The sequence below is a fragment of the Symbioplanes lichenis genome (genome assembly GCF_030709675.1).
Taxonomy (GTDB): Bacteria; Actinomycetota; Actinomycetes; order Mycobacteriales; family Micromonosporaceae; genus Actinoplanes; species Actinoplanes lichenis.
The window spans coordinates 18,052-40,452 of sequence record NZ_JAUZQD010000006.1 but is presented as its reverse complement, the minus strand read 5'-3'; the positions used below and the strand labels follow the sequence as shown (position 1 = coordinate 40,452).

Below are 22,401 nucleotides of genomic sequence, written 5' to 3'. Positions count from 1 at the left end.
CCAATCGAAGCGCTTCGATACGTATGGCTCTCGACGGTACGGCCGGGGGCAGCGTCCGGGCAAGCGCTTACCCGCGACTTTCCGTCAGGCGGACGCGGGGTAGAGAAGTGTGGCCCTCTAGCGGCGGCGGGGCTCCAGCGGCGGGACGCATTTGGTCAGCGCGTCCTGGACGCAGCTGATGGTCAGGGGTGCGCCGAGGTCGCCCCGGGCGGAGCCCGCGCGCAGGCCGTCGATGATCAGGGTGAGATAGCGCTCGTACGCGTCGGGGCGGATGTCGCCGCAGGTGCGCGCCACCTCGCTGAGCATGGTGAAGATCATCGGCAGGTCGGTCGGCTCGAAGTCGGGGCGCAGTGTGCCCTCGGCCCGGGCCCGCTCGATGACCGCGGTGGCCAGCTCGGGCACCCGGCCCTTGAGTGCCGGGAGGTTGCTCTTGTCGACGGTGAGCAGCAGGTCGCGCAGGCCGCGGTCGCGCGCCTGCATGCGGACCGACTCGGTGAGCAGCAGGATCAGGCCGTCCCAGGCGGACTCGGTCGCGAGGGCGCGCTCGGCGAGGGCGACGACGTCCTGCATGCGGTCCGCGAAGACGGCCGCGACCAGTTCCTCCTTGGTCGGGAAGCGCCGGTAGACCGTGCCCACGCCCACGCCCGCGTGGTGCGCCACGTCGTCGAGGGTGGCCGCGAAGCCGCGGGTGGCGAAGACCTCGTGCGCGGCGGCGATGATCCGCTCGCGGTTGCGCTGCGCGTCGCGCCGCAGCGGACGGGTCTCGTCCGCCGCTGTGACCGGGACCGTGCTGCCTGTCATGTAACGAAGACTACATCCAAGTGGAGGTGATTCCTCAACTTGACCGGCTAGGCTGCCGAAGTGGAGGACGAACCTCAACTTTCGCCGGGAGTAGGAAACGCATGACAACGGCTCTTGATCGGCACGAAACGCCGGTGCCGAAGCATTCGGCCAAGGACGACGGACGCTGGTGGGCCCTCGTCGTGCTCGCTCTTGCGCAGCTCATGGTGGTGCTCGACGCCACGATCGTGAACATCGCGCTGCCCACCGCCCAGGCCGACCTGGCCTTCTCGGACGCCGACCGGCAGTGGGTCGTCACGGCCTATGCCCTGGCCTTCGGCAGCCTGCTCCTGCTGGGCGGGCGCCTGTCCGACTTCGTCGGGCGCAAGCGCATGTTCCTGATCGGCCTGGTCGGCTTCGCCCTGGCGTCGGCCCTCGGCGGCGCCGCGCAGAACCTCGAGCTGCTGATCGTCGCCCGGGCCCTGCAGGGTGCCTTCGGCGCCGCGCTCGCCCCGGCCGCGCTGTCGCTGCTCTCGACCACGTTCACCGAGCCCGCCGAGCGCGGCAAGGCCTTCGGCATCTTCGGCGCCATCTCCGGCGCGGGCGGCGGCATGGGCCTGCTGCTCGGCGGCGTCCTGACCGAGTACGCGTCCTGGCGCTGGTGCCTCTACGTCAACCTCGTGATCGCCGCCATCGCCGTGGTGGGCGCCCTCGTCAAGCTGCACGACGAGCCGGTCCAGAAGCACGGCAAGCTCGACATCGCCGGCACCCTGACCGCCGTGGTGGGCCTGGTCGCCCTGGTCTACGGCCTGGCCAACGCCGAGACCGACGGCTGGACCGCGGGCTGGACGCTCGGCCCGATCGTCGTCGGCGTCGTCGTCCTGATCGCCTTCGTCCTCGTCGAGCGGCGCGTGGCCGGCCCGCTGCTGCCCCTGCGCGTGGTGCTCGACCGCAACCGCGGCGGCTCGTACGCGTCCATCGCGATCGCGGGCGCCGGCATGTTCGGCATCTTCCTGTTCCTGACGTACTACCTGACCGCGGTGCTCGGATTCACGCCCGTCCGCACGGGGCTCGCCTTCCTCCCGATGCTCGGCGGCATCATGCTGACGGCCACCACGGCCGGCTCGATCCTCACCCCGAGGATCGGCCCGCGTCCCCTGGTGCCGCTCGGCGCCCTGATCGCGGCGGCCGGCATGCTCTGGCTCACGCGGCTGGACCTCGATTCCACGTACGCGTCGGGGGTCCTGCCGGGGTTGATCGTTGTCGGTCTCGGGCTCGGCCTGGTGTTCGCGCCCACGCAGAACGCCGCCACCTCGGGTGTCGAGCACCGCGACGCCGGTGTCGCCTCGGCGATGATCAACACGGTCCAGCAGATCGGCGGCTCGATCGGCACCGCGCTGCTGAGCTCCTTCGCGGCGACCGCGGCCACCGACTTCGCCGAGGGCAAGACCCCGACGCCCACGCTCGCCATGGAGGCGCAGCTGGCCAGCTATCACACGGTGTTCTGGTGGTCGGCCGGCTTCTTCGTGCTGGCCGCGATCGTGGCGGCGGTGCTCTTCCGCACCGGCCCCCTCGACGTCGACCCGGACGCGCCGCCCGCGATGGCGCACTGACCCACCTCGGCGTCGGCCCGGACGCGCCGCGCGCGCCGGTGCACCAGGGATCTGGCCTGCCGACGATGGGCAGGACAATCGCTGGTCACCCCGGCAAGATCAGAAGCCCGGTCGCGATGCGCGGCCGGGCTTCGCCATTGGGTAGGCTGCCGCGTGGCCGAAGTGGACCATGGCGAGGGGGCGGGCATGACCGAGGAATTCCGGGCCGATCAGACCCAGGAGCTGTTCCTGCCGGCCGTGGTCCCCAGCGTGCCCCCGGCCGAGGGCGGCGCGCTGGTCGTCGAGGCCGCCCCCTTCCGCGGCGCCACCAAGGTCCACCCCGAGGTCGTCGAGAAGATCGCCGCCGCGGCCGCCCGCTCGGTCCCGGGCGTGGCCGAGCTCGGCGGCGACGTGGCCCGCTTCTTCAACGCCGTCCTCGACAAGGTCGGCCTGGACGAGGTCGGCGACGCCCGGCGCGGCGTCTCCGCCAAGGTCCAGGGCACAGATGTCTTCATCACGGTCGTCCTGGTGATCGCGGCCGGCGAGGTGGTCAGCGACGTCACCTCCCTGGTCCGCATCCGCATCATCGAAGAGGTCGAGAACTACGGCCTCCAGGTCGCCGGCGTCGACGTCAAGGTCGACGACATCCGCATGGACGACGCGGTCTGACCCTTTCCGGTTACCCCGCGTGTCCGGGGTATCTCGTCCCGTGCGTCGCTCCTCGTCCCAGGTGGAGAGGAGGGCGTGATGAGTCAGTTCCAAGGTCGCGCCTTGGTTCCGGTGCGGCCCGAACCGGCGGAGTGGTGAACTTCTGGCTGCCGTTGCCGAAGAAGAAGGGGCCGTACACGGTCCGGACGATGCTGACGCTGGACGGGCGGCAGATGGCCACCCACGACACCGGTCCGATCAGGTAGCGGCGAGGAAGTCGCGGGCCAGGGCCTTGGTGTCGAGGGCGGCGGGGTCGCGGCCGCTCAAAATCCAGTAGACGGCCGGGCCGGTGAGACGGGCGACGGCCTGGTCGGCGGGCAGCGGGGAGCCGATCCGGTCGAGCACGGTGCGGGCGCTGTCGTCGAGGACGTCCTTGGTGGCGATCAGGTCCTTGACGGCCGGGTCGTGCTGGGCGGCGGCGAGCAGGGTGCGATAGGCGGCGCCGGCGGGGGAGCGGGCGAGAAAGGTGACGAGGGCGTCCAGATAGGCGGTGAGGTCGGCGAGCGGCGAGCCGGCCGGCGGGATCGTCAGCTCCTTGCCGGCGTCGAGCACGCTGGCCTCGAAGAGGACCTCGGCCTTGGTGTTCCACCAGCGGTAGACCGTCTGGCGTCCCACGCCGGCCCGCTCGGCGATGCCCTTCATCGTCATCGCCGCGTAGCCGACCTCGAGCAGCAGGTCGTCGACGGCGTGCAGAACGGCCTGGCGGGCCTGCTCACTGCGCGGGCGGCCGGCGCCGCTTCGCTCGGTCATGCCGTCAGCATACCGAGACACCATGTGCCGATTTTGTGACCTCCATTACGAGACACCGTGCCTCGCTTAGGCTAGTGTTCCGAGACATGATGACTCGAAATGATGTCCTCGAGCCGCACCGGCCCGTGGCAACCGGTCGGGGTGTGCTCGTCGGGGTGTCGGTGTGCACGCTGCTGGTGGTGGGGCTGGTGGCCGCGATCAATCTGGCCGCCCCGCTGATCGCCGCGAGCGACCTGCGTCCCGGGGCGGCGGCGCTGCTGTGGATCGTCGACGCCTACGTCGTCGTCTTCGCGTGTCTTGTCATTCCGGGCGGCGCCGCGGGGGATCGCTTCGGGCGGAAGGGGATTCTCCTCGCCGGCCTGCTGGTGTTCGCCGCCGGCGCCGCGCTGTCCGCGGTCGCGCCGACCGTCGCGGTGCTGCTGGCCGGGCGGGTGGTCACCGGCGTCGGCGCGGCCCTCGTGCTGCCCAACTGCGTCGGTGTTCTCGTGCACGCCACCGCGCCCGAGCGCCGCGGCCGGGCGCTGGTCATCTGGGGTACGGTCTCCGGCCTCGGCGGCGTCGTGGGCAACCTCGGCGGCGGGGCGGTCCTCAGCTCCGGCTCGTGGCGGGCCCTCTTCGCGGTCGTCGTGCCGATCGCCCTGGGTTGTGCGCTGTGGGTGGCGCTGGGAGTCCGGCGTAGCGGTCGCCACGATCGGTCCCTGGACCCGGCCGGCACGCTGCTGTTCGTCGCCACGGTTGTCGCGCTGCTCGGGGGCATCGTCGAGGGGCCGGAGCGCGGGTGGACCAGTCCGGTCGTGCTCGGGGCGTTCGGGCTGAGTGTCGTACTCGGCGTCTTGTGGGTCCGCTCCGGGCTGCGGGCGGCGCATCCCCTGCTGGACCCGCGCCTGTTCCGCATCCGCGCGCTCAGCGGCGCGAGCCTCGGCATGCTGGTCACGTGGTTCGGCGGCTTCGGGCTGTTCTTCCTCAACGCCTCACTGCTGCAGTACGCCCGCGGCTACTCGGTCCTGCGGGCCGGCCTGGCGATCCTGCCGCTCGCCGTCCCGCTGCTCGTCGGCTCGCGGTTCGTGCCGCGTCTCGTCGCCCGGATCGGGATCCCGCGCACGCTGGCCGCCGCCTTCGTCACCATCGGCGCCGGGCTGGCCGGGCTGTCCTGGACGGCCGTCGCGCCCTACCCCGCGTACGCGGCCTGGTCGGTCGTCGTCGGTCTCGGCTTCGCCCTCGCGTTGCCGGCGCTCACCGCCGAGCTGACCGCGGCCGTGCCCGCCGAGCAGGCCGGCGTGGCGGGCGGGTTGCAGTCGGCCACCCGCGAGCTCGGCAGTGCCCTCGGCGTCGCCGTCGTCGGCACCGTGACCACGGCCGTTTTCAGTGAGCATGTGACCGGGGCCCGGACCGTCGCCGCCGCCCTGGCCGCGACCACCGACCACGCCGCCGTCATCGATGCTTTCGTCCCGGCCGCGGCGACGGCGTTGCGGGTCGCGGCCGCGGTCACGCTCGTCGCGGGTCTGCTGGTGGTGGTCACCACGGCGGAGCGCCGCCGGTAGCGCGTTGCATCCCGGGTGCAGTCGTCCTGCACCCGGACTGCACCCGGCGGTCCCCAGACTCGGAGAACTCAGGGACCCTCCGCCCTGAGGTGGATGCGAGCGGCTGGGGCCTGGACACACGATGCAGCGACGACGGACACGCCGGTCTCCGGACCGGGAACTCGCCCTGTACGTCATCGTGCTGCTCCTGGCCGGCATGGCCCTGGTGTTCAGCCCGGACGCGAAGGCCGACGTGACGACCGCGTTCGGCATGCGGTTCGGCACCAACACCAACGGGGGCATCCTGTTGCGCGGCAACACGTTGCTGACGTGCGACACCACGGCGAGTGGATGCACGGCCGCGCAGAACGGGTCCAACGGCACGACGACGAACAACGACAACTTCGAGATGCGGTACGTCGACATCGACGGCGACGCGGGCACGTTCAACTCCAGCAGCAGCACGCTGACCCTGGCCTCCGGGAGCAGCGTGCTGTGGGCCGGGCTCTACTGGAGCGGCGACACCGAGTCGGCCACGAACACCAACAACGGGGCCGTGCCCATCCCCACGCCGAGCGTGGCGGACAAGGACAAGGTCAAATTCAAGGTCCCCGGCGGCGCGTACGCGGACATCACCGCGAGCCGCGTCGACAGCGCGACCATCACGGGCCGCGAGTTCTACCAGGGCTTCGCCGACGTCACGTCCCGGGTGGCGGCGGCCGGCAGCGGCGTCTACACGGTCGCGAACGTGCAGGCGACCCAGAACGACTCGCGCTACGCGGGCTGGGCGCTCGTCATCGCGTACCGGAACCCGGCGGAGCCGGTCCGCAACCTGAGCATCTTCGACGGCTTCGGCTACATCAACAGCTCGGGCACGCCCGCCACGCCCAGCGTCGACATCACGGTCAGCGGCTTCCAGACGCCGCCCACGGGCACGGTCAAGTCGAAGATCGGCACGGTCGCGTACGAGGGCGACCTGGGCATCACCGGCGACGCGCTCAAGCTGGACGGCGTCACGCTGTCCGACGCGGCGAACCCGGCCAACAACTACTTCAACTCCAGCGTGAGCGACGACGGCGTGCGCGACACCGCGCGCAACCCGAACTTCTCCAATCTCATGGCCGTCGACATCGACCAGGTGACGACGACCACCGCGCTGGGCAACGGCAAGACGAGCGCCACGCTGAACCTGTCGACGTCGCAGGACACCTTCTATCCGGGTGTCGTCACGATGGCGACCGACCTCTTCGCCCCCGACATCGACGCCGTCGTCACGCCCACCGATCTCAACGGCGGCTCGGTGAAGCCCGGCGACGTCATCGAGTACACGGTGACGGTCAAGAACGAGGGCAACGACGGCGCCACGGATCTGCTGGTGTCCGACGCGATCCCGGCGGGCACGGTCTATGTCCCCGGCTCGCTCCAGGTCGACGGCTCCGCCCGGACCGACGCTTCCGGCGACGACCAGGCCGACTTCTCGGCCGGCACGGCGACCTTCCGGCTGGGATCCGGCGCGACCGCGTCCGCCGGCGGTGCGCTGCCGATCGGATCCACGACGGTCATCAAGTACCAGGTGCGCGTGGACCCGGACACGCCCGGCGGCTACGTCATCACGAACGTCGCCAACATGTCCGCCAAGGGCGCGAGCTCCAACCCGCCGCTGACCGTCAACCAGGCGAGCAACATCAGCACGATCACCGTCACCGCGGCGGCCACCGACCTGGCCGTCACCGGCTCGGTCACCCCGGCCCGCGTGCAGAAGGACGGCACGCCCGACCCCGTCGGCTACGACCTGACCGTCGTCAACAACGGCCCGGACGCGCAGCTCAACTCGGTGCTGACGCTGACCCTGCCCGCCGGGGTGACACCGTCGTCCGGCGGCGCGTGTGCCGTGTCCGGGCAGGTCGTCACCTGCGCCCTGGGCACCATCGCCACGGGCGCCACGGTCACCACCCACATCGACGCGACGGCGGGCAACTCCGCCGCGGATCCGTCGACCGCCACGGCGACGGTCACCGGCAAGTACGCCGACTCCGTGCCCGCCAGCAACACGGCCTCGATCGCGCTCGCCGTCAACCGCGCCCCGGTGGCCGGCGCGGACACGGGCAGCACCACGAACGGTGTCGCCGTCACGCGCACGGTTCTGAGCAACGACTCCGACCCGGACGGCGACGCGCTGCACGTGCAGTCGGTGAACACCCCGGCCCACGGTGGCGCCGTGGTGAACGGCGACAACACGATCACGTACACGCCGAATCTGGGGTTCAAGGGCGTCGAGACGATCACCTACACGGTCGCGGACCCGCGGGGAGGAACGGCGACGGGCACGCTCACCGTCACGGTCGCCAACGCGGGCCCCACGGCCGTCGCGGACAGCACGGGTACGGCTGCCCGCACCGCCGCCACGATCAATGTCCTCGCCAACGACACCGACCCCAACGGCGACACGCTGTCCGTCACGTCGATCACCCAGCCGTCCGGGGGCGCCGCCACGGGCACGGTCGTCAACAACGGCAACGGCACGCTGACCTTCACGCCGTCGACCTCGTTCGGGGGCAGCACCTCGTTCACGTACACGATCAGCGACGGTGACGGCGGCACCTCGGTCGGCACCGTCACGGTGACCGTGGCGAACCAGGCTCCCACGGCCGTCAACGACAACGCGACGACGCCGTATCTGACCAATGTGACCGTCCCGGTGCGCACCAATGACACCGACCCCAACAACGACCCGCTGTCCATCACGGGCATCACCGTGCCCCGGGACAGCGGCGGCACCCAGCGCGGCACCGCGAGCACCGACGGCTCGACGATCACCTACGTGCCGCCGGCGACCTTCTCGGGCGTGGTCACGCTCTCCTACACGATCAGCGACGGCAAGGGCGGCACCTCGACGGCGACCCTGACGGTGACGGTCGCCAACGCGCCGCCGGTCGCCGTGGCCGACACCGCGACCACGCCGTACCACCAGGCCGTCACCGTCGACGCGCGGGCCAACGACACCGACGCCAACAACGACACCCTCACCGTCACCTCGGCCGGGCCGGCCGGGCACGGCGTGGTCACCTCCCAGCCCGACGGCACCCTGCGCTACGCGCCGGACCAGGGCTTCTCCGGTACGGACACCTTCTCCTACACGGTCGGCGACGGTCGCGGCGGCACGGCCACCTCGACGGTCACCGTGACGGTCGGCAACGCCGTGCCCGTGGCCACCGGCGACGCGCGCACCATCGAGGCCGGTCACGCGGTGACCGTGCCGGTGCTGCTCAACGACACCGACGAGAACCCGGACGACGTGCTGTCCGTGACCGCCTTCGACGCGGTCAGCGCGCAGGGCGGCACGGTCGTGCGTTCCGGGACGCAGCTCGTCTACACGCCGCCGTTCACGTTCCTCGGGGTGGACACGTTCACCTACACGGCCGGCGACGGCCACGGCGGTTCCGCGCTCGCCACGGTCACGATCACCGTGCAGAACACGCCGCCGGTCGCCGGGGCGGACGCCGCGACCACGCCTACGGACACGGCTGTCGACATCCCGGTGCTGGCCAATGACAGCGACGCGGGCAACGACCCACTGACCGTCACGGCGGTCACCGGAGGCGCGCACGGCGTCGTGTCCACCGACGGGCTCACGGTCACGTACACGCCGGACGCGGGCTTCCACGGCACGGACACGGCGACCTACACGGTCACGGACGGGCGCGGCGGCTACGACTCCGCGGTCATCAACATCACCGTGCTAAATGCGCCGCCGGTGGCCGTACCCGATGCCGTGCGGGCGCAGCCGCAGACCGCGACGCGCGTCACCGTGCTCGCCAACGACACGGACGCGAACCACGACCAGCTCGTGGTGATCAATGTGACCGCCGGCGCGCATGGCACGGTCACGGTGACCGCCGACGGCGACGCCGTCGTCTACACGTCGGCGGCCGGGTTCCACGGCACGGACACGTTCGCCTACACGGTCAGCGACGGCAACGGCGGCACCGCCAACGGCGTCGTCACGGTCACCGTCAACGCCGCGCCCGTGGCCACCGACGACGGCCCGCGCAGCACACCGACGAACCAGTCGGTGACGATCGACGTGCTCGCCAACGACACCGACGCCGAGAACGACACGCTCACCGTGAGCGCCGGCGCGCCGCCCGCACACGGCTCGATCGCCGTCAACCCGGACGGCACCATCGTGTACGCGCCGGCGACCGGCTACAGCGGCCCGGACTCGTTCACTTACACCGTCACCGACCCGGCCGGCGGCACGAGCTCCGCCACGGTCGATGTCACCGTGGCGAACGCGGCGCCCGTGGCGGCGCCGGACAACGGTTACAGCACCAAGCCCGGCGGTTCTGTGGACGTCTCGGTGCTGCTCAATGACACCGACGCCAACGTGGGCGCCGGCGGGCAGACGCTGCGGGTCGTGAGCGTCACCCGGCCCGCCCACGGCACGGCGGAGATCACCGCGCCCGGGGTCGTGACCTACAAGGCGGGGACGTGGAAGGGCGCGGACACGTTCACCTACACGGTGAGTGACGGACACGGGGGTACGGACACCGCCGTCGTCACCGTCCTGGTGGACAACGACGTCCCGCAGGCGTCCGGGGACAGCGCGTCCGCGGCCGCCGGCACCCCGGTGACGATCGATGTCCTCGGCAACGACACCGACCCCAACGGTGACGCCCTTGTCGTCAAGACCGTGTACCCGCCGCTCGACTCCTCCGGGGCGACGCGGGGAACTGTCACGACCGACGGAAAGACAGTTGTCTACACGCCGCCGGCCGGTTTCCGCGGCACGGTCAGCTTTGGTTACACGGTGGTCGACCCGGACGGGCAGCCGTCCACCGCGCTCGTGACCGTCGACGTGGCCAACGCGGCGCCGGTGGCTGTTCCCGATGCGGCCGGCACGCCGTATCTGAAGCCGGTGACGGTGGATGCGCTGCGCAACGACACGGATCCCAACGGGGACAAGCTGACGATCGTTTCGCGTACGCAGCCGGCGCACGGGACCGTGTCGGCCGGCTTCATGTACACCCCGGAGGCGGGGTTCGACGGCAAGGACACGTTCACGTACACGATCAGCGACGGCTTCGGCGGCACCGCCACGACGACGGTCACGATCACCGTCGCGCCCGCGCCGGCCGTACCCGACAAGGCGGTCAAGTCCGGACCCGGTGAGCCCGTCGATGTCATGATGCCCGCCAAGGACCAGGGTGGCCGCCCGGTCGAGCTGATCAGCGTCACGCAGCCCGCGCACGGCACGGTGGTCCTCAACGACGACGGCACGGTCACCTACACCCCGAAGCCGGGATTCACCGGCCGCGACTCCTTCGAATACGTGGTGCGCGACAAGGACGGCAACGAGGCCCGGGGCAGCATCGACGTCCGCGTGCCGGCCGCGCCGCAGGCCGGTGACGACGCGGTGCAGATTCCCCGGAGTACGAAGACGACCGTCGACGTGCTGGACAAGGCGACCGACGCCGACGGCGACAAGCTGATCCTCAAGAGCGTCAGCCGGCCCCGCCACGGCACCGTGAAGGTGAACAAGGACGGCACGGTGACCTACACGCCGGTCGACGACTACGTGGGCGCCGACTCCTTCACCTACACCGTGGTCGACGCCGACGGGAACGCGTCCACCGGCACGATCACGATCTCGGTGACCGGCACGGACGATCCGGACGACGCTGTCAGCCTGCCGCTGACCGGTGCCGACGTGATGACGCTGGCCGGGGGAGGCCTGCTCGTGGTGCTGGCCGGGGCGGCGCTCGTCGCCCTCGGTGTCGCCGGCAGCCGGCACCCCGCTGTGGCGAAGGTCATCGGGCGGCACCGGCGCGTTCAACGCGGCCGCCGGCGGGCATGACGACGGCATGACTCTCTCCGTCGCGGTGCTCGGCACCGGCATCATGGGCACCGGCATGACCCACAGCCTGCTGCGGGCGGGCCTGGACGTGACCGTCTGGAACCGCTCCGCGGACAAGGCCGCACCCCTGGCCGCCGACGGCGCCACGGTGGCCTCCAGTCCCGAGGAGGCCGTCGCGGGGGCCGACATCGTGATCACCATGCTCTACGACGCCGACTCGGTCGCCGCCACGGTGACGCCCCTGTTGTCCGCGTGGAAGCCGGGCGCGGTCTGGGTGCAGTCGAGCACCGTGGGCGTCGAGGGTGTCGCCCGGCTGGCCGCGCTGGCCGCCGACGCGGGCGTGGACTTCCTCGACGCGCCGGTCCTCGGCACCAAACAGCCCGCCGAGAACGGTCAGCTCGTCGTCCTCGCCTCCGGCCCGTCGGCGCTGCGGGCGCGGGTGGCGCCGGTGCTCGACGCGATCGGGGCGCGCACCCAGTGGGTGAGCGAAGAGCCCGGCGACGGCAGCAAGCTCAAGCTGGTCGCCAACGCGTGGATCGGCGTCGTCGTCAACGGCGTCGCCCAGTCGGTCGCGCTGGCCCGCGGGCTCGGGCTCGACCCCGCGCAGTTCCTCGAGGCGGTCGCGGGCGGCGCGGTCGACTCGCCGTACGTCCAGGCGAAGGGCAAGGCCATGATCGCCGGCGACTTCGACCCGGCCTTCGCCCTCGACGGCGTCGGCAAGGACCAGCGCCTGATCGCCGACGCCATGCGCGCGGCGGGCACGGACACCACGCTGATCGAGGCCGTCATCGACCGCGTCGGCGCCGCGTCGGCCGCGGGCCACGGGGACGAGGACATGTCGGCGGTCATCCACGCGTACTGACCCGCGCCGTCAGCCGATAGCGCGATTCTCGTCGATGGATTGCGTACCCCCGGGGGGTATGCTTCCTGACATGGACCACGACTCCTCGTGGCGGACGGCGATCTCCGCCACCCTGCACTGCCTCACGGGCTGCGCGATCGGCGAGGTGCTGGGCATGGTGATCGGCACGTCCGCCGGCCTGCACAACGCCGCGACGGTCGTCCTGTCGATCGTCCTGGCCTTCGTCTTCGGCTACGGGCTGACCATGCGGGGCGTCCTGCGTGCCGGGGTGGACCTGCGCTCGGCCCTGCGCGTCGCGCTCGCCGCCGACACCGTCTCCATCGCGGTGATGGAGATCATCGACAACGCCGTCGTCGTGGCGGTGCCCGGGGCCATGGACGCGGGGCTGACCAGCGTGCTCTTCTGGGCGTCGCTCGCGGGCTCGCTCGCGGTGGCCTTCGTGCTGACCACGCCGGTCAACCGCTGGCTGATCGGCCGGGGGAAGGGCCACGCGGTCGTCCACCAGTACCACCACTGATCAGGCGATCGGCCGGTGCCCGCCGTCCGGCCGCGCGTGCGAGGGTGGCGCGCGGGGAGGCGCCGGCTTCCACGTGCGCGCTTGCGGGCGGGGCCGGGGAGGTGCTGATGGAGGACGCATTGCTGGCGTACGGGGCCGGCCGGGCGGACGCGCTCGAGGGCAGCCGGGACGCCGTGCGCGCCGAGCACCCGGTGACCGGGGCCGACTACCGGCGGGGCTTCCTCGACGGGCGGATGGATGTGTTCCGCATGTTCGCCGGCATCCGGCAGGCCCTCGAGGGGCGCGCCTGACCTGATCACTGTATGGGGCAAGAAGGTGTAATTCCGGCCAGAGGCGGTGCCATCGGGTCATATCGTCGTTAGCATGCGTTCCCGAGTCGCGAACCTCAGCGTACGGACCAAGATCGTGTCGGCCATCGGCGTGGCGGTCGTCGTGGGCGTCGTCATCGGCGTCATCGGCCTCGTGGCGCTGGCCCGGGCGAGCGCCGCCTCCGAGCGGATCTATCGCGACAACGTGAGCAGCATCGCCGCCCTGGGCGAGATCCGGGCGCTGCTCGCCGACGCCCGGCTCGACACCGCGAACCACATGATCTCGCGGAACCCGGCCGGCAAGGCGCCCTTCGCGGCGGCGTTCGCCGAGGACATCGCGGCGCTGGTCGCGGCGCTGGAGACGTACCGGAGAAGCGGCCCGGCCGTCCCCGACGGTGAGCTGGCCGAGCTGGCCGACGACTTCCAGGCCTATCGCGGCATGGTCGAAGGCAGCCTGATCCCGGCCGGCGAGCGCAACGACCTGACCGCGTGGGAGAGCATCCGCGACAACCAGGTCATGCCGCTGATGGACGAGGTCGGCGGCGACCTCGACCGCATGAAGAGCACGGAGGAGGCCGGCGCCGCGAGCACGGCCGCCGCGGCGCGCGCCGACTACGTGACCGGGCGCGCCACCTCGATCGTCGTGCTGGTCGCCGGCTCGCTGGCCGCGCTCGGCCTCGGCATCCTGGTCGCCCGCCGGATCATCCGCTCGCTGCAGCGGGTCCAGCACGTGTGCGAGGGCCTGGCCGACGGCGACCTCACGCGTACGGCCGGCCTGACCACCCGCGACGAGCCCGGCCGCATGGCGCAGGCCCTCGACCGGGCCGTGCACCAGCTGCGCGACACGGTCGCCGCGATCGGCGGCTCCGCGGCCACCCTGGCCGGCGCGTCCCAGCAGATGACCGGGGTCGCCGGGACCATCGCCGCGGCGTCCGGCCGCACCACCGCCCAGGCGCAGGTGGTCTCCTCGGCCGCCGAGGAGATCTCCCGCAGCGTCGACACCGTGTCCGCGGGCGCCGAGGAGATGGGCGCCGCCATCCGCGAGATCTCCCAGAACGCCGCCGAGGCCGCGCAGGTGGCGAGCGCGGCGGTGCAGCTCTCCGCGACGACGGCCACCACGATGACCAAGCTGGGCGAGTCCTCGGCCGAGATCGGCAACGTGATCAAGGTCATCACCTCGATCGCCGAGCAGACCAATCTGCTCGCGCTCAACGCGACCATCGAGGCGGCGCGGGCGGGGGAGATGGGCAAGGGCTTCGCGGTCGTGGCCGGCGAGGTGAAGGACCTGGCCCAGGAGACGGCCAAGGCCACCGAGGACATCTCCCGCCGGGTCCAGGCCATCCAGACCGACACCGGCAGCGCCGTCGAGGCGATCGAGGAGATCACCCGGGTCATCTCGCGGATCAGCGACTTCCAGACCACGATCGCCTCGGCGGTCGAGCAGCAGACGGCCACGACCGCCGAGATGAGCCGCAGCGTCACCGAGGCCGCGACCGGCACCGGCGAGGTGGCCCGCAACATCACCGGCGTGGCGTCGGCGGCACGGGAGACCGACGAGGGAGTCGCCCAGGCGACGGCGACGGTGGCGCAGCTGACCCGGACGTCCGCGGACCTCGGCGAGGTGGTCGCCCGCTTCCGGCACTAACTTTCGGTACGGAACAGCTCGCCCCGGCTCACCCGCAGCGACACCGTGCCCGGGGCGACGGCGGCGATCTGCTCCGCGGACGCGTACGTGTCGTTGGACAGCTCACCCGTCCCGTCGATCCGCACGTAACCGGTGGCCATCAGCCGCTCCGCGATCCCGGCGGCCAGGTCGGGGCGCGTGGTCGTGCCGGGCTGCTGGATCGCCGTGACGGTCCCCGCCTTGGCGCCGGTGGGGTCGACCACCGTCATGCCGGGCTCGACCTGGGTGATGGGCGTCGTGTCGATGGGCTGCATGCCGTCCGATTTCCCCGAGCCGCCGCCCCCAAACGATCAGCCGGTCGTCGTCCCGCCCGGCCGGTCCCCGGAACTCGGCGCCACCCTCGTCCCCCGTCGATGGTCAGCAGCATCACACCACGCCGGCGGGGCGGTGCATCATCATTGCTCGGGTGAGCGACCTGAGCATCCGTCCCCTGACCATCCGGGCCCGCCGGTCCGACGACCTCGACCAGTGCGTGGACGTGCTGCGCGAGGTGCGCCTGGCCAGCGGCTACCCGATGAAGTGGCCGGCGGACCCCCGGGCGTGGCTGGACCACCCGCAGCTCGACCAGGCCTGGGTCGCCCAGAGCACCCCCGGCGTCATCGACGGGCACGTCGCCGTGCAGAACGGCCGCGAGGTCACCCGCCTGTTCGTCGCCCCGGCCGCCCGCCGCCTCCGGGTCGCCAGCGCCCTCCTCGACCACGTCACCGTCTGGTCCGGCGGCCGCCTGATCCTCGACGTGGTCGAGAAGCCGAACTCGTCCGCGATCGCGTTCTACGAGGCGACGGGCTGGCGGTACACGCACACGACGACCGCGGACTGGACGGGGCCGCGCGGGGAGGCGGTGCGGCTGCGCCACTACGTCCGCTGACGCAGGCGGGCGATCATGTCGGCGGCGGGTCCGGGGTGGACGGTGGCGAAGGCGGTGCCCGCCCACAGGTTGAGGGCTTCGGCGTCGCCCCGGGCCGCGGCGGCGGCTCGGATGGGGGCGGTCAGGTGGTGGACGGCCGGGTAGCCGATGGGGGCGGCCGCGGAGTAGGTGTCGGTGAAGCGGTTGCGGAGGGCCCGGGCGGGCCAGCCGGTGAAGGCGCGCGTGACGACGGTTTCTTCCCCGGCCAAGAGGGCGGCACGGTGAGCCGGGCGGGTGCCGGCCTCGTCGGCCAGGAGGAACGCCGTTCCCGCCTGCACGGCGACGGCCCCGGCGTCGAGCAGGGCGGCCACGTCGGCAGCGCTGCCCGTGCCGCCGGCGGCGATGACGGGCAGATCTGTGACCTTGCGTACGGCCGCCAGCACCGACCCGGCAGAAGAATCACCGCGATACCGGGCCGCATCAAGAGTTGCCGCGTGACCTCCGGCCGAGCCGCCCTGGGCGATCAGGCCGTCCGGGGCCACGGCGACCGCCTGGACAGCCTCACGAGCGGACGTCACCGTGATCAGGATCCGGCAGCCCGCAGCCTGGAGACGGGCGACAATCCGCCGGTCCGGGACGCCGAAGGTGAAGCTGACCAGCGGCACCCGGTACGCCTCGGCCAGCTCGATCTTCGCGGCGAAGTGGTCGTCGTCGGACAGGCGGACGGGTGGGAGCTCGATGTCGTAGCGCTGGGCCTCGGCTTGCAGCAGGTCTCGGTAGCGCTCGATCGGCTCGGGCGCAGCCGGCGGCGTGGGGACGAAGATGTTCAGTCCGTGCGGGACTCCGGCGACGGCTCGCAGCGCGGTCTCGACGGCCGGAGGCGTCTGGTAGCCGGCGGCCAGGAAGCCCAGGGCTCCGGCCTGCGCGGCGGCGGTGACCAGGGCGGGTGTGGACGGGCCGCCGGCCATCGGGGCGACGACGAGATCGGGCAGCAGGTCACGCACGGCTACGACGCTACCCCGGTTGAGTACCGATACTCAGGAGCGGAGGGCGGCGGTCGGCGAGGCTGGTCGGACCACAGCCCGAAGGAGATGCGTCATGAGCAAGCCCACCCCCGCCTTTGTCGGTTCCTCCTGGGCGGCCCTGCTGCTCGGGGTCGTCACGTTCGTCGTCGGGCTCTGGAACGCCGGCATGACCGCGAGTGAGAAGGGCTTCTACGCCGCGGTGCTGGTGCTCGGGGCGTACGCGGCGGTGTCTCTGCAGAAGTCGGTGCGGGACCGGGCCGAGGGCCTGCCGGTCTCGGCGCTCTATCAGGGTCTGTCCTGGGGTGTGGTGGTGCTGGCGCTTGTCATGCTGGCGGTCGGCCTGGTCAACAGCGGCATGACGCTGAGCGAGAAGGGCTTCTACGGGCTGTCGTTCGCGCTGACGCTCTTCGCTGCGGTCGCCGTGCAGAAGAACGTGCGGGACACCTTGATGGCCAAGGAGGGTCCGAAGGTGCTGCCCGAGGCGTACGCCACGGAGCGCTACTCGGCGGGGAACGGCATCAGCGCCTAATGTGACATCCGTCATCGAGACAACCTTGTGGTGACGACCGGCCACTAGAGGGCTGTGAACGCCACACAGACGCGCAGGGTCGTCGATGCCGCAGTGGAGGTCCCGAGCAGAAGGGTGCCGATGCGCGACGACGCGTTCGCGGCGTACTTCGAGCGTCACCACGCCGCGTTCTCCCGGCTGGCGTACCTGATGACCGGGGACGCCACGGCCGCCGACGACCTCGCGGCGGACGCGCTGGCCGAGGTGTGGCGGCACTGGGAGCGGGTCGAGAGCGCGGACAGTCCGGGCGCGTACGGCCGGGGCATCGTGATGAACCTCGCCCGGCAGTGGGTCCGGCGGCAGAGCCGCGAGCGCCTGTGGCTGCTGGAGCCCTTCCGGCGCACTCCCGAGTCCGACGTGCCCGCGGTGCTCGACGTGCGCAGCGCCCTGCGGCGGCTCCCGCACCGGCGGCGGGCCTGCGTGGTGCTGCGGTACGCCTTCGACCTCTCCGAGAAGGAGGTGGCCGGCGTCCTCGGCATCTCCGTGGGCGCCGTGAAGAGTGCCACGTCGCGTGGTGCCCGGCAACTGGCCGACCTGCTCGGTGGCGGCGTCGAGCTCGACGGCTGGGAGGCGGCGCGGTGAGGCTCGCCGAGGACGAGGTGCGGCGGGCGATCCGGGCCCTGGCGGCGGCGCACGTGCCCGACCGGGAGGCGATCCTCAGCCGGTTCACCCGGGTGGCCTTGCGGCGATCCGGGGGGCGGGACGCGTACCCGGTGCAGGTCGTGAGCTCGGGCGGCACGGACCTGGACGTGAGCGACGATGTTGAATAGATAGGATCCCCCGGGCACGATTTCGGGGGAGGCAACGCGCGGTGGCACAACTGCACTACCGGTACGCGGCGATGAACAGCGGCAAGAGCACGATGGTCCTGCAGTACCGGCACACGTACGCCGCCTGCGGCCGCACCGGCCTGCTGATGACCCGCCTCGACCGGGCCGGCGCCGGGATAGTGTCGTCGCGCATCGGCCTGGCCGCGGACGCGCTCGAGTTCGGCGAGACGACGGATCTGGCGCACGTGGTGCTGTCCACCCCGGGCGCGCCCGTCGACCATGTCATCGTCGACGAGGCCCAGTTCCTCTCGGTCGAGCAGGTCGACCAGCTCGCGACCCTGGTCGACGAGCACGACATCGACGTCTTCACGTTCGGGCTGCTGTCGGACTTCCGCGGCTGCCAGTTCGACGGCTCCGCCCGGCTGGTGGTGCTCGCCGACGTGGTCGAGTCGCTGCAGGTCTACCCGATGTGCTGGTGCGGGCAGCAGGCCCGGATGAACGCCCGCGTCGTCGGCGGCGAGATGGTCCGCGACGGCGACACGGTCGTCGTGGGCGACATGGACGCCGACGTCGGCTACGTCGTGCTGTGCCGCCGCCACCACCGCGCCGGTCAGCCGTACGCGCCGAAGGTGGCCGTGGCCGCATAGCGCAACCACCTCGCACCCCGTTCGCGTTCAGCGGCCGCGCGGCGGCGCCGACTGGTCAGACGGATCGGGAAGTCAGGTGCAACGGATTGCGCCTCGAGCTTGCGAAGGATCGCCGCTGATGCTGGATCTGCTGGACCGCCGGGAGCCGGAGCGACTGGCCGCCCTGAACTCGTACGACGTGCTCGACACGCCGCGTGAGCGGGACTTCGACGACATCGCGGCGCTCGCCGCGCAGCTCTGCGACGCCCCGATCGCCCTGGTCAGCCTGGTCGACAGCGACCGGCAGTGGTTCAAGGCCGGCGTCGGGCTCGACGTGTGCCAGACGGCCCGCGAGGGCTCCTTCTGCGCCTACGCGATGCACAGCGCCGACGTCATGCAGGTCCCCGACGCGCTCGCCGACCCGCGGTTCGCCACGAGCCCGCTGGTGCTCGGCGCGCCGCATGTCCGGTTCTACGCGGGCGCGCCGCTGGTGTCGCCCGAGGGCCAGCCGCTCGGCAGCCTCTGCGTGATCGACCACCGGCCGCGGCTGCTCACTCCCGCGCAGCGCCAGGGCCTGCGTACCCTCGCGCGGCACGTCATGGGCCAGCTCGAGCTGCGCCAGTACGCCCGGAGCGCCGTCGCCGCCAACGACCGGCTGCGCGCCGCCGACCGCCTCAAGGACGAGTTCATCGCGCGGGTCAACCACGAGCTGCGGACCCCGCTCACCTCGATCAACGGGTATCTGGAGGCGCTCGAGGACGGGCTGCCGCCGGCGACCGCGGCGACCTTCCTGGACCGGATCCGGCGCAACTCGGACCGGCTCACCAGCCTGGTCGACGACATGCTGCTCGCGGCCGAGCTGGGCGCCCGCTCGATCCGCCTGCACCGCTCCGCCACGGACGTCAGCACCCTGGCGCGCGAGGTGGCGGCGGGCAACCAGGTGCTGGCCGCCGCCAAGGGCCTGCGGGTCGTGGTCGACGCCGAGCTGCCCGTCATCGCCTGCGCCGACGGTCACCGGCTGCGCCAGGCCCTGGACCGCCTTCTGCTCAACGCCGTCAAGTTCACCCCGCACGGCACGATCACCGTACGCGTCCGCGCGGCGGGCACCGGCGCGATCATCGAGGTGGCCGACACCGGCATCGGCATCGCCCCCGGCGAGGCGGCGCGCCTGTGCGAGCCGTTCCGGCGGGGCGCGGAGGCCGAACGCACCGAGATCCCGGGCGCCGGGCTCGGCCTGAGCATCGTCCGCGCCATCGTCGAGCAGCACGGCGGCGCCGTGGAGGTCCGCAGCGTGCTGGGCGAGGGCACCACCGTGGCGGTGACGCTGCCGGCGGCGTGAGAATGACATCGGTGTGATTTGGTGATCTTCGTCGTTCCGGTTGACCCGATGCTCTTGGTGAGGGTCACTGGGAAGGTGGAGGTGCCCGAGCTGATCCCGCCGATGCTCGCCGCCGGCGGCCCGGTGCCGGCCGGCGCGTCCTGGGCCTACGAGTTCAAGTACGACGGCGTCCGCGCGATCAGCTACGTCGACGGCGCCGGCCTGCGGGTGCTGTCGCGCAACAACAACACCGTCACGGGTACGTACCCCGAGCTGGCCGAGCTCGGCGCGCTTCTCGGCGACCGGTCCGCCGTGCTGGACGGGGAGATCGTCGCGCTCGAGCCCGGCGACCGGCCCAGCTTCGCCCGCCTGCAACAGCGCATGCACGTGGCTCTGCCGTCGCCGGCCCTGCTCGCCACGGTCCCGGTCGTCTACTACGTGTTCGACGTCCTGCATCTCGACGGGTCCCCGGTGCGCGAGTCGCCGTGGTCCGTGCGACGGTCGGTGCTGGAGGAGCTGGGCCTGCGCGGGACGGCCGTCCGGACCTCCCATCTGCTCGGCGGCGACAACGTGCTCGAGGTGGCCGCGCTGGCGGGCATGGAGGGCGTCGTCGCCAAGCGGCGCGACGCCCCGTACCGGCCCGGGAAACGGTCGGCGGACTGGACCAAGACACCGCTCATCCGTACGCAGGAAGTGCTGGTCGTGGGCTGGAAAGCCGGCGCCGGGCGACGTGCCGGGACCCTCGGCTCGCTGCTCCTCGGGGTCTTCGACGACAGCGACCGGCTGTCCTTCGCGGGCCACGTCGGCACGGGCTTCACCGACGCCGGCCTGCGCGCCCTGTCCCGCCGCCTCGAACCGCTGGCCCGCACCACCCCGCCGCTGCCCGACGTCCCCCGCGAGCACGCCCGCCACGCCCACTGGGTCGAACCGGTCCTCATCGGCGAGGTCGCCTTCCGCACCTGGACCCCCGAGGGCCGCCTCCGCCACCCCGTCTGGCGCGGCCTGCGCACCGACCGGCCCGCCCGCCCGGTGATCCCCCCACCGTCCCAGGGCACGATCGAAGGCGCCCTCCAGACGCCCGACGGCCGCTGGCGCGTCGAGGCGGTGCGCCGGGGCCGCGACCGCTTCTACCGGCTCATTCACGGCGACAACACGATCGACGGGCTGGTCATCGCGACGGTCGAACGGCTGCTCCACCAGGCCGGCATCGACATGGCCGACCTGATCGAACCGTCCGCCGTCACGCCGCCTGAGCCTTACGCCCCTTCAGCATGAGCCGCACCGCGGCGAGGAGGAGAAGCCCCGACAGCCGCGGCCCCGTCGAACGCTGGACAAAGGACCAGCAGGGTCACGGTCAGCGGCTCGAGGCTCGCCGAGCCGATCGAGGTGATGAGCGCCGCCCGCTGCCTGGGTGGCGAAGCTGCGGGACTGCGCGGACCCGCACAAGCCGCTGCCGCCGGATCACGTCGCGCACTCGACCTACTGGTGGGTCACGCAGGGCGACGCCGTGCTGGGGTCGGTCGAGCTGCGGCACCACCTCGATCATCCGCTGCTGCTCGACGCGGGTGGGCACATCGGTTACAGCGTGCGCCCCGGCTACCGGGGGCGCGGCATCGCGACGTGGGCGCTCGCGGCGGTCCTCGGCCGGGCGCGGGCGCGTGGCCTCGACAGGGTCCTGCTGACGTGCTCGCCGGAGAACAGCGCGTCCGCGCGGATCATCGAGCGGGCCGGTGGGGTGCTGGAGGACGTGCGGGACACGGCTGTCGGGCGTAAGCGGCGTTACTGGATCACTTACTGACCGGAGCGGCCCTTGCGGCGGCCGGGCGGCTGCCGCACCAGGCCGGCATCGACATGGCCGGCCTGCCCGAACCGTCCGCCCAGCGCCGCCTCGGTTTTCCGCCCCTTCAGGGTGAGCCGGACCGGCAACGCCAAGGCAGACAAGTTCCGCGGCGATGGACCAGACGCCCCGCACCCGCTGAACCGCCATAGCGCCGGACGCGCTCGCGACGGCGAGAACGACGGCGGCCGGCGTGCTGTGGCGATGTCGGCTCGGGTGGCACTTCGGGCGGTGCGTGCGTCCACGACTGCCGCGGCCACGTCGGGCGCGGGGCAGACGACCAGCAGGGTCACGGGCAGCGGGTCCATACTCGCCGGGGTCATCGTCGCGATGAGCGCTGCCCGGGCGAGCGCGATGCGGAAATGGGAGAAATAGGACCGCTGCAGTGATGATCAAAATCTTCTTGGTTGAGCTATGAGACCGAGTTCGCTGCGTGCCGCGTCATCGATGAATCTCTCTTGGCGATATAAGCCTCGGCGCGGCGGGCGAATTTCTGCAGGCACGAGTTCGGCTTTGACGAGGAGGCCGACTCGATCAAGAATTATGGCCACGTCGTCGATGGCTTCTCGTTCACGGTTCGTCACCTCCGAGGGTTCCGACTTGAGTTCGCGATATATGCGCCGTCGGGCTGCCCGGGCATCCGGTGAACCTATCAGTTCGTAGATCTGCAGCATTGCTGCCAAATGCCGCGCCTTCGTCATCTCGCGCAGCTGGCGTATCGTGAGCAGGGCGGCGCAGACTACAACGACGGCTCCTATGACGGCGGCGATGGACGCGGCAATACTCCAGGTTTGTTGTGCGCCCACTTCGCTCCCCAGGTCCGCTTCGGTCC

General features: G+C 71.9%; 22 protein-coding genes. 16 read left to right on the top strand and 6 right to left on the bottom strand.

What is annotated here, in order from left to right; genetic code table 11:
- Positions 1–117 precede the first annotated feature (117 nt).
- Positions 118–801 carry a TetR/AcrR family transcriptional regulator gene (locus RAN62_RS15545; RefSeq protein ID WP_305785349.1) on the bottom strand — a complete coding sequence of 228 codons (684 nt, stop codon included), beginning with the start codon at positions 799–801 and terminating at the stop codon, positions 118–120.
- 101 nt (positions 802–902) lie between these two features.
- Here RAN62_RS15545 and RAN62_RS15540 point away from each other — a divergent pair, with 101 nt between their 5' ends.
- Both RAN62_RS15540 and RAN62_RS15535 read left to right on the top strand, forming a co-directional pair.
- Positions 903–2,393 carry an MFS transporter gene (locus RAN62_RS15540; protein WP_438874511.1) on the top strand — a complete coding sequence of 497 codons (1,491 nt, stop codon included), beginning with the start codon at positions 903–905 and terminating at the stop codon, positions 2,391–2,393.
- Between the two features lie 186 nt (positions 2,394–2,579).
- Positions 2,580–3,041: an Asp23/Gls24 family envelope stress response protein gene (locus RAN62_RS15535; RefSeq protein WP_305785347.1), complete on the top strand. Its 462-nt coding sequence runs from the start codon at positions 2,580–2,582 to the stop codon at positions 3,039–3,041.
- A gap of 237 nt (positions 3,042–3,278) precedes the next feature.
- Here the strand turns inward: RAN62_RS15535 and RAN62_RS15530 are convergent, their stop codons facing one another.
- Positions 3,279–3,830 (bottom strand): TetR/AcrR family transcriptional regulator, encoded by a 552-nt coding sequence (locus RAN62_RS15530; RefSeq protein WP_305785346.1) that lies wholly within the window; start codon positions 3,828–3,830, stop codon positions 3,279–3,281.
- Positions 3,831–3,916: 86 nt separating this feature from the next.
- On the opposite strand from RAN62_RS15530, the gene RAN62_RS15525 reads away from it, so the two are divergent.
- The 6 genes from RAN62_RS15525 to RAN62_RS15500 all read left to right on the top strand — a co-directional run bounded on the left by RAN62_RS15525 (position 3,917) and on the right by RAN62_RS15500 (position 14,539).
- The gene (locus tag RAN62_RS15525) at positions 3,917–5,371 is read left to right on the top strand and encodes an MFS transporter (protein ID WP_305785345.1); all 1,455 of its coding nucleotides are present in this window, start codon (positions 3,917–3,919) and stop codon (positions 5,369–5,371) included.
- Between the two features lie 121 nt (positions 5,372–5,492).
- Positions 5,493–11,207, top strand: a complete 5,715-nt coding sequence (locus RAN62_RS15520) for an Ig-like domain-containing protein (protein ID WP_305785344.1) — start codon at positions 5,493–5,495, stop codon at positions 11,205–11,207.
- 7 nt (positions 11,208–11,214) lie between these two features.
- Positions 11,215–12,069 (top strand): NAD(P)-dependent oxidoreductase, encoded by an 855-nt coding sequence (locus RAN62_RS15515; RefSeq protein ID WP_305785343.1) that lies wholly within the window; start codon positions 11,215–11,217, stop codon positions 12,067–12,069.
- 70 nt (positions 12,070–12,139) lie between these two features.
- Entirely contained in the window at positions 12,140–12,586 is a 447-nt protein-coding gene (locus tag RAN62_RS15510) for a DUF4396 domain-containing protein (protein ID WP_305785342.1), read from the top strand.
- Positions 12,587–12,693: 107 nt separating this feature from the next.
- On the top strand, positions 12,694–12,876 hold the full coding sequence (locus tag RAN62_RS15505; RefSeq protein ID WP_305785341.1) for a hypothetical protein: 183 nt from the start codon (positions 12,694–12,696) through the stop codon (positions 12,874–12,876).
- A 73-nt stretch (positions 12,877–12,949) separates the two neighbouring features.
- Positions 12,950–14,539 (top strand): methyl-accepting chemotaxis protein, encoded by a 1,590-nt coding sequence (locus RAN62_RS15500; protein ID WP_305785340.1) that lies wholly within the window; start codon positions 12,950–12,952, stop codon positions 14,537–14,539.
- Here the strand turns inward: RAN62_RS15500 and RAN62_RS15495 are convergent.
- Positions 14,536–14,832, bottom strand: a complete 297-nt coding sequence (locus RAN62_RS15495; RefSeq protein WP_305785339.1) for a hypothetical protein — start codon at positions 14,830–14,832, stop codon at positions 14,536–14,538. The two genes, RAN62_RS15500 and RAN62_RS15495, sit on opposite strands and share 4 nt — an antisense overlap.
- Positions 14,833–14,984: 152 nt before the next feature.
- Between RAN62_RS15495 and RAN62_RS15490 the strand changes: the two genes are divergently transcribed.
- On the top strand, positions 14,985–15,446 hold the full coding sequence (locus RAN62_RS15490; protein WP_305785338.1) for a GNAT family N-acetyltransferase: 462 nt from the start codon (positions 14,985–14,987) through the stop codon (positions 15,444–15,446).
- Here RAN62_RS15490 and RAN62_RS15485 read toward each other — a convergent pair.
- The gene (locus tag RAN62_RS15485) at positions 15,434–16,429 is read right to left on the bottom strand and encodes a nitronate monooxygenase (RefSeq protein ID WP_305785337.1); all 996 of its coding nucleotides are present in this window, start codon (positions 16,427–16,429) and stop codon (positions 15,434–15,436) included. The genes RAN62_RS15490 and RAN62_RS15485 overlap by 13 nt on opposite strands.
- A gap of 94 nt (positions 16,430–16,523) precedes the next feature.
- On the opposite strand from RAN62_RS15485, the gene yiaA reads away from it, so the two are divergent.
- The 7 genes from yiaA to RAN62_RS15450 all read left to right on the top strand — a co-directional run bounded on the left by yiaA (position 16,524) and on the right by RAN62_RS15450 (position 21,530).
- Entirely contained in the window at positions 16,524–16,979 is a 456-nt protein-coding gene (gene yiaA, locus RAN62_RS15480; protein ID WP_305785336.1) for an inner membrane protein YiaA, read from the top strand.
- Between the two features lie 120 nt (positions 16,980–17,099).
- Positions 17,100–17,600, top strand: a complete 501-nt coding sequence (locus RAN62_RS15475) for a SigE family RNA polymerase sigma factor (RefSeq protein WP_305785335.1) — start codon at positions 17,100–17,102, stop codon at positions 17,598–17,600.
- Complete coding sequence (locus RAN62_RS15470; protein WP_305785334.1) at positions 17,597–17,788, top strand: hypothetical protein; 192 nt, start codon at positions 17,597–17,599, stop codon at positions 17,786–17,788. Before RAN62_RS15475 ends, RAN62_RS15470 begins: the two co-directional genes overlap by 4 nt.
- A 41-nt stretch (positions 17,789–17,829) precedes the next feature.
- Positions 17,830–18,435 carry a thymidine kinase gene (locus RAN62_RS15465; protein WP_305785333.1) on the top strand — a complete coding sequence of 202 codons (606 nt, stop codon included), beginning with the start codon at positions 17,830–17,832 and terminating at the stop codon, positions 18,433–18,435.
- Positions 18,436–18,553: 118 nt separating this feature from the next.
- Positions 18,554–19,753, top strand: coding sequence for a GAF domain-containing sensor histidine kinase (locus RAN62_RS15460; protein ID WP_305785332.1), 1,200 nt, complete (start codon positions 18,554–18,556; stop codon positions 19,751–19,753).
- 57 nt (positions 19,754–19,810) lie between these two features.
- Positions 19,811–21,007, top strand: a complete 1,197-nt coding sequence (gene ligD, locus RAN62_RS15455; RefSeq protein WP_305785331.1) for a non-homologous end-joining DNA ligase — start codon at positions 19,811–19,813, stop codon at positions 21,005–21,007.
- A gap of 136 nt (positions 21,008–21,143) precedes the next feature.
- Positions 21,144–21,530: a GNAT family N-acetyltransferase gene (locus RAN62_RS15450; protein ID WP_305785330.1), complete on the top strand. Its 387-nt coding sequence runs from the start codon at positions 21,144–21,146 to the stop codon at positions 21,528–21,530.
- On the opposite strand, the gene RAN62_RS15445 is transcribed toward RAN62_RS15450, so the two are convergent.
- The gene (locus RAN62_RS15445; protein WP_305785329.1) at positions 21,524–21,664 is read right to left on the bottom strand and encodes a hypothetical protein; all 141 of its coding nucleotides are present in this window, start codon (positions 21,662–21,664) and stop codon (positions 21,524–21,526) included. The genes RAN62_RS15450 and RAN62_RS15445 overlap by 7 nt on opposite strands.
- A gap of 297 nt (positions 21,665–21,961) precedes the next feature.
- A complete protein-coding gene (locus RAN62_RS15440; protein ID WP_305785328.1) occupies positions 21,962–22,375 on the bottom strand; it encodes a hypothetical protein in 414 nt (137 codons plus the stop codon).
- Positions 22,376–22,401 lie beyond the last annotated feature (26 nt).